The sequence below is a fragment of the Frankia sp. RB5 genome, from assembly GCF_059816245.1.
This window is the reverse complement of record NZ_JCBATA010000110.1, coordinates 1-12,911: the sequence shown is the minus strand read 5'-3', so window position 1 is coordinate 12,911 and position 12,911 is coordinate 1. Positions and strand designations below refer to the sequence as shown.

Here is a 12,911-nt window from a genome sequence, read left to right as displayed (position 1 = left end):
CTCCGAGTGGTCCCTGTTCTTCCGCGACCCGGACGGCATGGAACTGGAGGTCTGCTGCCACGCGGACGCGTGACCGAGACCACTCCCACCACAGCACGCCACCGACCCCGTCCTGGCCATAGCCGGCACGCGAGCCGGTCGCCGGCTATGGAGGCCGGAATCAGTGTGCCGTTTATGATGCGTATGCGGATTGGTCCTGCCGTGGCATTTAGCTCTGGTCCGGACGTTCCGTGGGTTCGCCGGGGCGGGCGGCGCGGACCATGCAGGTGAGCCGGGCGGTGCAGACCGGGCGATCCTGCTCGTCCGTGATGCGGATGTCGTAGGTGGCCAGGGTGCGCCCACCGTGTACCCGGGTCGCGACGGCGGTGACGGTTCCCGAGGTCAGCGAGCGGTGATGGGTCGCGTTCACCTCGATCCCCACCGCGACCGACCCGGCGGGGGCGCCGATCACGGCGGCGATCGACCCGGCCGTCTCGGCGAGCACCACCGAGGCGCCGCCGTGCAGCAGGCCGAACGGCTGCCGGTTGCCCTCGACCGGCATCGTGGCGACGACCCGGGCGGCGTCCGCCTCGACGAGCAGGACGCCCATCCGCCGCTCGAGCTCGCCGCGCAGCTCGTTGAGCTCGGCGACGAGCGCCCGCGCGGGCGGGTGGCCGGCGCCGGGCCCCGGCGCGGCGGCGTCCGGCGTGTCCGTCGGCCCGGTGGTCGGTGTGGCAGCCGGTGTGGCAGCCGGTGTGGCATCGGCAGGCATGACGAGCAGACTAATCGGGCACCGCCCGCGACAGACCGCCCACGGCCCACGAAACTGTCGGACGCACGGCCTAAACTCGCCGCGTGCCCGTCACCACGCCGAACACTCCCGCCGGCAAGCCGCCCGCCACCCGCTCGCGCGCCGCCGCCAGGCCCGCCGCGGCCACGAGGCCGCAGCCCGCCGGGGCGGCCGCCGCCACGCCGCGGCTGCTGCTGCTCGACGGGCACTCGCTGGCCTACCGCGCCTTCTACGCGCTGCCGGTGGAGAACTTCTCGACCACCACCGGCCAGCCGACGAACGCCGTGTACGGCTTCACCTCGATGCTGATCAACGTGCTGCGCGACGAGCGGCCGACGCACGTCGCGGTCGCCTGGGACCTGCCGACGCCGACCTTCCGGCACAACCAGTACGCCGAGTACAAGGCCGGCCGGGCCGAGACGCCGGCCGACTTCGTCGGGCAGGTCAGCCTCATCCACCAGGTCTGCGACGCGCTCGCGGTGCCCGGGGTGAGCGCCCCGGGCTTCGAGGCCGACGATGTGATCGCCACGCTGGCCACCGCCGGTTCCGCCGCCGGCATGGACGTCCTGGTCGTCACCGGTGACCGGGACGCGCTGCAGCTCGTCGGCGACCGGGTGACGGTGCTGATGACCCGCAAGGGCATCTCCGACATGACCCGGTTCACCCCCGACGAGGTCCACGCGAAGTACGGCCTGTCCCCGGCGCAGTACCCCGACTTCGCCGCGCTGCGCGGCGACCCGTCCGACAACCTGCCCTCCGTGCCCGGCGTGGGGGAGAAGACGGCCACCAAGTGGATCCAGCAGTTCGGCTCGCTCGCCGATCTGGTCGACCGGGCCGACGAGATCGGCGGGAAGACGGGCGCGTCGCTGCGGGCCCACCTGTCCTCGGTGATCCGCAACCGGTCGCTGACCGAGCTGGCCCGCGACGTGCCGCTGCCCGTCACGCCGGACGAGCTGCGGCTGCGCCCATGGGACCGGGAGAGCGTCCACCAGCTGTTCGACACGCTGCAGTTCCGGGTGCTGCGGGAGCGGCTCTACGCGGCGCTGGCCACGGCCCCGCCGCCGGTCGAGGAGGGCTTCGAGGTCTCGTTGTCCACCCTCGGCCCGGACGAGGTGGCCGGCTGGCTCGCCGAGCACGCCCGCGGCGGGCAGCGGGTCGGCCTGCACGCCCGCGGCAGCTGGGGCCGGGGTACCGGCGTGCTGTCGGGCCTGGCGCTCGCGGCGGCGGACGGCGCCGCCGCCTGGGTCGACCCGACCAGGCTCACCCCCGCCGACCTCGACGCCCTCGGCGGCTGGCTCGCGGACCCCGCCCAGCCCAAGGCGGGCCACGACGTCAAGGGCCCGATGCTCGCGCTCGCCGAGCTCGGCCTGACCCTCGCCGGTGTCACCAGCGACACCGCGCTCGCCGCCTACCTGGCCCTGCCCGGCCAGCGCTCGTTCGACCTCGGCGACCTCGTCGCCCGCTACCTGCACCGCGACCTGGCCAGTGAGCCCGCCAGCAACGGCCAGCTCACCCTCGACGGCACCGGCGAGGAGGAGGAGTCGCAGGCCGACGCGGTGCGCGCGCTGGCCTGCCGGGAGCTCGCCGACGAACTCGACGCCGACCTCGAACGCCGCTCGGCGGCCGGCCTGCTGCGCGACATCGAGCTCCCGCTCGTCACCGTCCTCGCCGGCATGGAGCGCGCCGGCATCGCCGCCGACCAGGAACACCTCGCCGACCTGCAGAAGAGCTACGGCGCCGAGGTGTCCGCCGTCGCCGCCCAGGCGCACGAGATCGTCGGGCGGGCGTTCAACCTCGGCTCACCCAAGCAGCTCCAGCAGATCCTGTTCGACGAGCTGGCCCTGCCCAAGACCAAGAAGATCAAGACCGGCTACACCACGGACGCCGACGCGCTGGCATGGCTGGCCGTCCAGTCCGACCATCCGCTGCTGCCCGTGCTGCTGCGCCACCGCGACGTCGCCCGGCTCAAGACCGTCGTCGACTCGCTGCTGCCGATGATCGACGACGCCGGTCGCATCCACACCACGTTCAACCAGACGATCGCCGCCACCGGCCGGCTGTCGTCCACCGACCCGAACCTGCAGAACATCCCGATCCGCACCGCCGAGGGCCGCCAGATCCGCCGCGCGTTCGTCGTCGGCGCCGGCCACGAGTCGCTGCTCACCGCGGACTACTCGCAGATCGAGATGCGGATCATGGCCCACCTGTCCGGTGACGAGGGACTGATCGAGGCCTTCGGCTCGGGGGAGGACCTGCACACCTTCGTCGCCGCCGAGGCGTTCGGCCTGCCGGTCAGCGAGGTCGACCCGGAGCTGCGCCGGCGGATCAAGGCGATGTCCTACGGCCTGGCGTACGGGCTGTCCGCCTTCGGGCTCGCCTCCCAGCTCGGTATCGCCCCCGACGAGGCGCGTGAGCACATGGACGCGTACTTCGCCCGGTTCGGTGGGGTGCGCGATTTCCTGCGTGGTGTCGTCGACCGGGCCCGCGGCGACGGTTACACCGAGACGATGCTCGGCCGCCGCCGCTACCTGCCCGACCTGACCAGCGACAACGCCCAGCGCCGGCAGATGGCCGAGCGCATGGCCCTCAACGCGCCGATCCAGGGCTCGGCCGCCGACATCATCAAGATCGCCATGCTGGGCGTCGACCGGGCGCTGCGTGCCGGCGGCTACCACTCCCGCCTGCTGCTCCAGGTGCACGACGAGCTCGTCCTGGAGATCGCGCCGGGCGAGCACGAGGACGTCGAGCGGCTCGTCCGCGCCGAGATGACCTCCGCCTACACCATGTCCGTGCCGCTGGAGGTCAGCGTCGGCTCCGGCCGGACCTGGGACGACGCCGCCCACTGACCCCCGCGCCCGCCGCCGGCCGCGGTATGTTCGGACGTTTTGCCGGCCTTTCGGAAAACCTTTCCGGCGGCGGGAGGCAAATGTTGGGACATTATGCCACCGCAGTGGGTTGGCGGCCTGACGCGGATGTTAGGCCGGCCCGTCAACCGGCTATGTTGAAAGAAGGCAGGCCGGTGCGGAACCCGCCGGCCTCGCGAGGAGAGAAGAACCCACCGTCGGTTGGCCGCCGGCCGGATCGCTGTTCTCCCCGGGACGGGGGAAGGCCCCATCAGCCGCCGGCGCGGCGACGCGACGGCTGGTGGACGACCGACGGCCAGGCACCCGCCTGGGCGCGGTGGCCGCGGCGGGCATGGGCCCGGTCGGGTGCCTGCCCGGACGGACCCGGCGGCGCGGATCCTCGCCGGATCTCGGGGCCGGCGGATCGGCGGGGGAGGTAAGCGGCTCGTGTACAGAGACCGTGCGCACGCCGACCGAAGGCGGTTCCTGGTCGTCGCGCCGCTCGGTGCCGCGGTGCTGTTCCTGGCGGGACTGCTGCTGCCCGGCTCTCCCGGATATCGGACCTGGTACGTCGGGCTGGGGCTCACGGTGGCTCTGGCCAACCTCGCCGTGGGGATCACGGTGCGTCCCCGCGCCCGGTGGCCGGCCCCGCTCGCCGTCGCGTCGTTCGCCGCCATGCTGGGGATCAGCGTCGCCGAGTCCACGTCGCTTCCCGCCGCCGCGACGTACCTGATCTGGTTCCCGCCGCTTGCCGCGTACGTCGCCCTGATACGCGTCCCGCTGGCCACCGCCACGATGACGGTCGCCATCGCCATGCTGGTCGCAGGGGCGGCCATCGGTGATGCCCCCGGCGGCCTACCAGCCGCGCTGGTGACCTCGGTGGCGTTGTGCGTGAGTGCCGCGGCGCTGATCGTGAAGGGTCTGTTCCGTGCCGATCTGATGCAGCGGGAGACGGACACGCTGACCAGGCTGCCCAACCGGGCCGGCACGCTGGAACGGGGCGAACGCGCCGTCCAGGAGATCCGGACCGCCGGGCGTGAGGCCGTCCTCGTCCTCGTCGACATCAACCGGTTCCACGAGATCAACGACGCGTTGGGCCATGTGGGCGGGGACACGCTCCTGCGGGTCATCGCACGGACGCTGAAGGGTCTCAACCCGCCGCCCGCCTTCGTAGGCCGGGTCGGGGGGGACGAGTTCGCCATGATCTTCCGCGGGATGTCGGCCCCGGCGGCGGGAACCATCCGGCCGGGAGCGCGGACACCGCCGCCCACGGCCGCGGAGACGACACGCAGCCGGGTGTTCGGCCGGCGGGTCCTGCGCCAGATCCAGGGGCCCTTCGAGGTGTGCGGCGTCGAGGTGGCCGTGGACGCCTCCGTCGGCATCGCGGTCGCACCCCGGGACGGCACCTCGATGGCCCGGCTGCTGACCTGCGCGGACTCGGCGTTGCTGCGTGCCAGGCAGGCCGGGGAGAGCGTCGGCCTGTGGGATCCGGGCATCGCCGGGATCCGACCCGAGGAGATCGCCCTGTACGCGCAGCTGCGCTCGGCGATCAGCCGCGACGAGCTCGTCCTCTACTACCAGCCGCTGCAGTCCGCCCGCTCCGGCACGATCGTCGGGGTGGAGGCGTTGCTGCGCTGGCATCATCCGACGCGGGGGCTGCTCGCGCCCGGCGACTTCCTGCCGGTCGTCGAGCGTTCGTCGCTGATCGCCGACCTGACCCGCTGGGTCCTCGACGAGGCGTTGCGGCAGAGCGCGGACTGGACCGAGGCCGGCCTGCATCTGCCGGTGTCCGTCAACCTCTCCCCCCGGATGCTGGTCCTCGACGACCTGCCCCGGGTGGTCGGCGGGGCGCTCGGCGCCCACGGGCTGAGCAGCAAGGCGCTCACCCTCGAGATCACCGAGAGCGCGCTGGTCACCCAGCCCGCGCGGGCGGCGACGATGCTGCGCCAGCTCTGCGCGGAAGGGGTCGGGTTGTCCCTGGACGACTTCGGCACCGGCTACAGCTCGATGGAGATCCTCAAGACCCTGCCGTTCAACGAGGTCAAGATCGACCGGGGTTTCGTGACCGACGCCAGCGGCAGCCTCCCGGACGCCGCGATCGTGCGGTCGGTCGTCGACCTGGGTCACCGGCTTGGCCTTCGGGTGGTCGGCGAGGGCATCGAGGACGAGCGGACCCTCTCGATGATGATCGACCTGGGCTGCGACCTGCTCCAGGGCGAGGCGATCTCGGTGCCGCTGCCGGCGGCGCAGCTGACAGCGCTGCTGCGTGCCCGGTCGGCGCCGCGCGCGGCCAGCGGGCCGACCACCGACGCCGGGCCGCCGCCCGCCCTCGGCACCCAGCCGTCGGTGCCCACGGAGCGGGCGGCGACCCCGGAGCGCCCGCCTGTCCCCGTCCGGGCGTTCGCGTCGGTTCTCCCACCGCCGCCCGGCGCGCCCCTGCGACCCTGGCTGATGGCGGGCGTCGCCGAGCCGTCCGGCCCGCGGGACACGGAGGGACCTCCGCCCGCGGCGCCGGCTCGGGTCCCACCGGGCGGCGCGTGGACGTCGGTCAGCACCACCCGGCGGCCGCACGATCAGGGGACGGGCGCCGGCTCCCGCCCCGCCGCCGCTGCCCGTGCCGACGCCGAGCGCCTGGCGGTCCTGCGCGACTACCACCTCCTGCATACGATGCCCGAGTCCGCGTTCGACGACCTGGCGGCGATCGCCGCCCGCGCGACCGGCTGTGCCTCGGCCACGATCGTCTTCGTCGACGCGGCGCGGGAATGGACCAGGATCCATGCGAGAACCGGCGCGTCGCAGCTGGCACGGCAGTGCGGCATCGGCGCTCGGGTGATGGCCCAGGGCGCCTTCATCGAGATCCAGGATCTCGCCTCCCCACCCCGATGCCACGACGCGGGCGACCGGATCCGGTTCGCCGCCGGCGCGCCGATCGTCGCCCCCGCCGGGCATGTCCTCGGCGCGCTCACGGTGGTCGACACGGCGCCGCGCCGGCTGAGCACGGGCCACCGGGCGATCCTCACCAACCTCGCCCGCCAGGTGATCTCGCTGCTCGACGCCCGCCGCGAGGCGGCCGTGTTCGCCCTGCTGTCGGGAGCACTCGCCGACCTCGACCGGCTCTTGTTCGCGCGGGACCTGGAGCGGGCGGCGACGATCACGGCGAACGTCGCCGAGGCGCTGCTGGGGGCGAGCGAGGTCGCGCTCATGCTGGCCGAGATGCCGGGATCGACGATCTACCGGGTGGCCGGACAGAGCGTGGGGCCCGGCGTGACGCCGGTCGCCAGCGTCGGCGAGGAACTCGAACGCGACAGCCGCCTGCTCGCGGAGGCGCTGCGCACCCAGGGTCCGCTGTTCGTAGCGGACGCGGCGTCGTCACCGCTGATCATCCACGCCTTCGTCGAGCGGTACCGGCTGGGCTCGGTGTTCCTTGTGCCGCTGCCCGGCGAGGGCGGGCTGCTCGGGGTGATCGCCGCCCGGTGGGAGGACCGGCGCGGCGAGCTCGACCCGGTGGTGGTGCAGGCGCTCACCCTGCTGGCCCGGCAGGCGGCCCACACGCTGGTACGGCTGCGCGCCAGCCGGGACCGCGCCGGCACCCCCACCCCCACCCCCACTCCCGCCGAGGGCAGCTGACACCACCGCGCTCCGCTGACACCACCGCGCAGCGCGCGGTCCCGACCGGCCGTCCCGTCAGCCGGCGACCCCGACCTCGCGCCATGCCTCGCTGACCGCCTGTCGTTCCTCGGCGCCGAACAGCACGCCGGCCTGGCGGACCGTGACCGCCGCGAACGAGCGGAAGGTCGCGTTCGGCCGGACCTGCGGGGCGCGCAGGCTCTCGTACCAGATACGCCCGGCCCGGTCCCAGGCGTGGCCACCGAGCGCGCTGGCGGCCAGGTAGAACGCGCGGTTGGGAATGCCGGAGTTGATGTGCACGCCGCCGTTGTCGGAGGTCGTGCGGACGTAACCGTCCATGTGCGCGGGCTGGATGTCGTCGCCGAGCACCGGATCGTCGTAGGCCGTGCCGGGCGCCTTCAGGGAGCGAAGCGCCACGCCCTGCACGGCGTCGGTCAGCAGCTCGTCGCCGATCAGCCAGTCGGCCTGCTCGGCGGTCTCGCCGCGGGCGTACTGCTTCACCAGCGACCCGAACACGTCGCTGACGGACTCGTTGAGCGCCCCGGACTGGTTGACGTACATCAGCGCCGCCTCGTCCTCGGTGACGCCGTGGGTCAGCTCGTGACCGATGATGTCCAGCGACACCGTGAACCGGTGGAACAGCTCGCCGTCACCGTCGCCGAAGACCATCTGGCGGCCGTTCCAGAACGCGTTGTCGTAGTGGTCGCCGTAGTGGACGGTGGCGAGCAGCGACATCCCCTCGTCGTCGATCGAGTCGCGGCCCAGGACGGCGGCGTAGAACGCGAACGTGGCGCCGAGACCGTCGTAGGCCTCGTTCACGGTGACGTCCGCCACCGGCTCGCCGCCCTCGGCGCGCGCGGTCGCACCGGGCAGCGTCTCACTGCCCGCGGCGTCGGCGACCGCGCGGCGCGGCCCCGCGTCCGGCGCCAGCCGGGCCGGCGCGACGCCACGGCTGGCGGCGCGCAGCTGGGCGTTGTGGATGCGGATTGTGCGGTGGGAGCCGTCCTGGACGAGCGTGGACAGCGCCCAGGACCGCTGGTCGGGACTGCCGTTGCGGACGATGCGCTCCAGTACGTGGGGCGGGACGGCGCACGGCGCCGCCGGCCGTGCCGGCGCCGGGCCGGTGCGAGTGGGGTCCGCGGGGGAGGGCGGGCTGGCGGGGGACATGGTCGGCTCCGGGGCATGAGGACGGCGACCGGGCCGCGGACCGACCGGGGCGCCGACGGATCGAGTGATCCGTCGCCCTCAGACCATGCGGCCCGCGAACGTGGATGTCCAGAGCGTGTCGTTTGGTAGGCATAGTGTGGTCGCAGTCCGTCGGCATGTCATGATCGCTGCCGCGTGGGCGTGGGCGTGGGCGTGGGCGTGGGCGTGGGCGTGGGCGTGGGCGTGGGCGTGGGCGTGGGGGATTCCGGACGGGGCGCCCGCCACCGCCGCAGGCCGCGTCCCACCCCCACCCGGGCCAGCGCCACCGCGAGCGCGCCGACGACGAACCAGGTCATGTGCGCGTCGAGCCAGTCCACCCCGGCCCGCATCCAGGGGGAGACCGCCCGTGCGGCGCACAGGTAGAGCACGCTGGACAGCACCGAACCCGGGATCAGGAAGCGCAGGAACCGGCGCATCGGCACGCCGCCCGCGCCGAGCGCCGCGTCCACGGCGACGTTGGTGTTCAGCAGGCAGAACCACAGCAGCGGCGTCTGGGTGTTCGTCCGCGCCAGTGACGCGACGAGCCGGTTGCCGCCGACCGAGCGCAGCAGCACCGACCGGACGTTGTTGCGGGCCAGCCCGAAGTAGCCGACGTCGAGCAGGGTCCGCATCGTCGCGGCGAGCAGCAGCGCCGGCAGGAACGGCACCGATCCGCCGACAAGGACCAGCACCCCCCAGGTCGGGCGCAGCGCGATGAGCAGCAGCGGCGCCCGGCGGGACAGCGACGGGACGAGCGCCAGCCCGAGCACGCCGAGGCCGATCAGCGTTCCGGTGAGCACCGCGGGCCACAGCGAGGGGACGAGTCGTGCCACCCGCCCGGCGCGTGTCCGGTCCCCACCCACGACGTCCACAGGCCCTAGTCTGACCAGCTCGCGCTGGGTCGGGCCGAGGTGGTCGGCCGAGACGCGCGCCCCGGCTGGACGGGGGAGGGCGGGCGAGGCGCGTCGAGGACGAGGCTGGCAGACTCGGCGTCGTGCTCACAGTGGGGCTGACGGGCGGAATCGGGTCGGGGAAGAGCGCGGTGTCGGCGCGGCTGGCGGCCCGCGGCGCGGTGGTGATCGACGCCGACCGGATCGCCCGGGAGGTGGTCGCGCCGGGAACCCCGGGGCTCGCCGACGTGCTGGCCGCCTTCGGCCCCACGGTCGCCGCGCCCGACGACAGCCTCGACCGGCCGGCGCTCGGCCGGATCGTGTTCGCCGACCCGCAGGCCCGCGCCCGGCTGGAGGCGATCGTGCATCCGCTGGTCCGGGCCGAGACCGCCCGGCGGATCGACGCCATCCCCGCCGGCGGCATCGCCGTGCACGACATCCCACTGCTCGTCGAGGTGGGCGCCGAGGGTGGCTACGACCTGGTGCTTGTCGTCGAGGCGCCGCGTGAGCTGCGGCTGACGCGGCTGGAAGGGCGCGGCCTGCCCCGCGACGAGGCCCTGGCCCGAATGGCGTCACAGGCCAGCGACGAGCGCCGGCGCGCCGTCGCCGACGTCCTCATCGACAACGGCGGCAGCCTCGACGACCTCGACGCCCGCGTCGAGGAGGTCTGGCGCGACCTGCTCGCCCGCCGCGACGCCAAGGCCGCCTCCGCCTCGGGCGGCTAGCTCGCCGCCACTACTGGACGCCGGCGGCGCCCATGCCGCGCAGTTCCTTCTTCAGCTCGGCGATCTCGTCGCGCAGCCGCGCGGCGAGCTCGAACTGCAGCTCCCGGGCAGCCTCGTGCATCTGGTCGTCGAGCTGGCGGATGAGCTGGGCCAGCTCGTGCGACGGCATGCCGGCGAGTTCGCTGGCGTAGCGGCCGACGACGTCGTCGCGCCCGCCGCGGGACTTCATCCCGGGCACGGGAGCCTTGCCGCGCGACTGCGCCCGCCCGCCGCCGCCGATCAGCTCGCCCGCGGCGGACTCGCGGACCATGTCGTCGAGGATGTCCACGACCTTCTTGCGCAGCGGCTGCGGGTCCAGGCCGCGCTCGGCGTTGTAGGCCATCTGCTTCTCGCGACGGCGGTTCGTCTCGTCGATGGCGTGGCGCATCGACGGGGTGATCGAGTCCGCGTACATGTGCACCTGGCCGGACACGTTGCGGGCCGCCCGGCCGATCGTCTGGATCAGCGACTTGTCGGAGCGCAGGAACCCCTCCTTGTCCGCGTCGAGGATGCTGACCAGCGACACCTCGGGCAGGTCGAGGCCCTCGCGCAGCAGGTTGATGCCGACGAGGACGTCGAACTCGCCGCGGCGCAGCTCGGTGAGCAGCTCCACCCGGCGCAGCGTGTCGACCTCGCTGTGCAGGTAGCGCACCCGGATGCCGAGTTCGAGCAGGTAGTCGGTGAGATCCTCGGACATCTTCTTGGTCAGCGTGGTGACCAGGACCCGCTCGTCGCGCTCGGCGCGCAGCCGGATCTCGTGGACGAGGTCGTCGATCTGGCCCTTCGTCGGTTTGAGCACGACCTCCGGGTCGAGCAGGCCGGTCGGGCGGATGATCTGTTCGACGATACCGTCGGCCCGGTCGAGCTCGTAGGGGCCGGGCGTCGCCGACAGGTAGACGGTCTGCCCGATCCGCTCAAGGAACTCCTCGAAGCGCAGCGGCCGGTTGTCCATCGCGCTCGGCAGCCGGAAACCGTGCTCGACCAGGTTGCGCTTGCGGGACATGTCGCCCTCGTACATCCCGCCGATCTGCGGGACGGTCACATGCGACTCGTCGATGACCAGCAGGAAGTCGTCCGGGAAGTAGTCGAGCAGGGTGTGCGGAGCGGTGCCGGCGGCGCGGCCGTCGATGTGCCGGGAGTAGTTCTCGATGCCGGAGCAGAAGCCGACCTGGCGCATCATCTCGATGTCGTAGGTGGTCCGCATCCGCAGCCGCTGCGCCTCCAGCAGCCTGCCCTGACCCTCCATGGTGGCCAGGCGCTCCTCGAGCTCCGCCTCGATGCCGGCGATCGCCCGCTCCATCCGCTCCGGGCCGGCGACGTAGTGGGTGGCCGGGAAGACGAAGATCTCGGGGACCTCGCGGACGATCTCCCCGGTGAGCGGGTGCAGGTAGGACAGCTTCTCGATCTCGTCGCCGAACATCTCGACCCGCACGGCGAGCTCCTCGTAGACCGGGAACACCTCGACCGTGTCGCCGCGGACCCGGAAGGTGCCGCGGGTGAAGGCCAGGTCGTTGCGGGCGTACTGGACGTCGACGAGGCGGCGCAGCAGGGTGTCGCGCTCGATCTCGTCGCCGACGCGCAGCCGCACCATCCGGTCGATGTACTCCTGCGGGGTGCCCAGGCCGTAGATGCAGCTCACGCTCGCGACGACGACGACATCACGGCGGGTGAGCAGGCTCATCGTCGCGGAGTGCCGCAACCGCTCGACCTCCTCGTTGATGGAGGAGTCCTTCTCGATGTAGGTGTCCGTCTGCGCGATGTACGCCTCGGGCTGGTAGTAGTCGTAGTACGAGACGAAGTACTCGACCGCGTTGTTCGGCAGCAGCTCGCGGAACTCGTTGGCGAGCTGGGCGGCGAGCGTCTTGTTCGGCGCCATCACCAGGGTGGGGCGCTGTAGCCGCTCGACCAGCCACGCGGTCGTCGCGGACTTGCCGGTGCCGGTGGCGCCGAGCAGGACCACGTTGGACTCGCCGGCCCCGATCCGCCGGGCCAGCTCGTCGATGGCGGCCGGCTGGTCGCCGGCCGGGGCGTAGTCGGACACGACCTCGAACGGGGTGCGGGTCCGCTCGATGTCGGTGGTGGGCCGTTCGAACGTTGTGCTCACGTCTTCCAGAACACCACAGCCCTCCGACAGTTTCCGTCCGGCCCGGCGGCGCCGCCCGGCGGCACGGTCAGTCCACGGCCGGGTCCCAGCCGATCAGGCGGGCGCCGAGCACCGCCGTCTGCAGGACGTACCGGTCGGTGGGCAGGGTCGGGTCGTGCCGGGTCAGCGCGTGGATGCGGTCGAGACGGTAGGTCAGCGCGCGCACGGACAGGTGCAGCCGGCGGGCCGCGGCCAACGCGACCCCGCCGGTGGTGAAGTAGGCGTCGAGGGTGTCCAGCAGCGGCCCGGCTCCGCCGCGCGCCGTGCGCAGCGGGGCGAGCACCGCCTCCACCAGCTCCGCGAGCGCCTCCCGGTCGCGCAGCAGCACCTTGTAGATGAGCAGGTCGTCGGTGTGCACGACGCTGCCCGCCAGGCCCAGGCGGCCGGCGAGCTCGGTGGCGGACCGGGCCTCCTCGAAGCCGATCCGCACCCCGGCGACGCCGCTGCGGGGCCGGCTCACCCCCATCCGCCAGACCAGGCCGGGTTCGGCGCGCAGCCGGCGGGCCAGCGCGGCGACGCCGGGTGTGGACTCCGGTGTCGGCGCGAAGGCGGGCAGCGGCGAGAAGCCCAGCCCGGAGGCGGCCGCGGCGTCGGCCCGCCGCCGCCCCGGCGGCCGACCGCCCCGCCGGACGTTGCCCGCGACGGCCCCCGGGCCGGCCGGCCCGGACGTGCCCACCAGCCCTGGCGGGC

8 protein-coding genes are annotated in these 12,911 nt (G+C 73.5%); 3 read left to right on the top strand and 5 right to left on the bottom strand.

The window, feature by feature from the left end; genetic code table 11:
* Positions 1–208: 208 nt before the first annotated feature.
* The gene (locus tag AC6EXY_RS32410) at positions 209–751 is read right to left on the bottom strand and encodes a hotdog fold thioesterase (protein ID WP_499818904.1); all 543 of its coding nucleotides are present in this window, start codon (positions 749–751) and stop codon (positions 209–211) included.
* Positions 752–834: 83 nt separating this feature from the next.
* Between AC6EXY_RS32410 and polA the strand changes: the two genes are divergently transcribed.
* Together polA and AC6EXY_RS32400 are read left to right on the top strand one after the other, a co-directional pair.
* The gene (gene polA / locus AC6EXY_RS32405; protein ID WP_243407519.1) at positions 835–3,615 is read left to right on the top strand and encodes a DNA polymerase I; all 2,781 of its coding nucleotides are present in this window, start codon (positions 835–837) and stop codon (positions 3,613–3,615) included.
* Between the two features lie 444 nt (positions 3,616–4,059).
* A complete protein-coding gene (locus tag AC6EXY_RS32400) occupies positions 4,060–7,239 on the top strand; it encodes an EAL domain-containing protein (protein WP_499818903.1) in 3,180 nt (1,059 codons plus the stop codon).
* Positions 7,240–7,296: 57 nt separating this feature from the next.
* On the opposite strand, the gene AC6EXY_RS32395 is transcribed toward AC6EXY_RS32400, so the two are convergent.
* Complete coding sequence (locus tag AC6EXY_RS32395) at positions 7,297–8,406, bottom strand: M4 family metallopeptidase (RefSeq protein ID WP_499818902.1); 1,110 nt, start codon at positions 8,404–8,406, stop codon at positions 7,297–7,299.
* 158 nt (positions 8,407–8,564) lie between these two features.
* The gene (locus AC6EXY_RS32390) at positions 8,565–9,257 is read right to left on the bottom strand and encodes a hypothetical protein (RefSeq protein WP_499818901.1); all 693 of its coding nucleotides are present in this window, start codon (positions 9,255–9,257) and stop codon (positions 8,565–8,567) included.
* Between the two features lie 170 nt (positions 9,258–9,427).
* On the opposite strand from AC6EXY_RS32390, the gene coaE reads away from it, so the two are divergent.
* The gene (gene coaE / locus AC6EXY_RS32385) at positions 9,428–10,039 is read left to right on the top strand and encodes a dephospho-CoA kinase (RefSeq protein ID WP_499818905.1); all 612 of its coding nucleotides are present in this window, start codon (positions 9,428–9,430) and stop codon (positions 10,037–10,039) included.
* Between the two features lie 10 nt (positions 10,040–10,049).
* Here coaE and uvrB read toward each other — a convergent pair whose 3' ends face one another.
* Positions 10,050–12,182: an excinuclease ABC subunit UvrB gene (gene uvrB / locus AC6EXY_RS32380; protein WP_101830959.1), complete on the bottom strand. Its 2,133-nt coding sequence runs from the start codon at positions 12,180–12,182 to the stop codon at positions 10,050–10,052.
* 67 nt (positions 12,183–12,249) lie between these two features.
* Positions 12,250–12,911 (bottom strand): PucR family transcriptional regulator (locus AC6EXY_RS32375; RefSeq protein ID WP_499842464.1); only part of this gene is annotated, 662 nt, incomplete at its 5' end.

What these genes read in the sequence shown, in the direction of transcription:
- AC6EXY_RS32410 (WP_499818904.1), bottom strand. Translation starts at nt 751, where the DNA reads ATGCCTGCCGATGCCACACCGGCTGCCACACCGGCTGCCACACCGACC.
- AC6EXY_RS32395 (WP_499818902.1), bottom strand. Translation starts at nt 8,406, where the DNA reads ATGTCCCCCGCCAGCCCGCCCTCCCCCGCGGACCCCACTCGCACCGGC.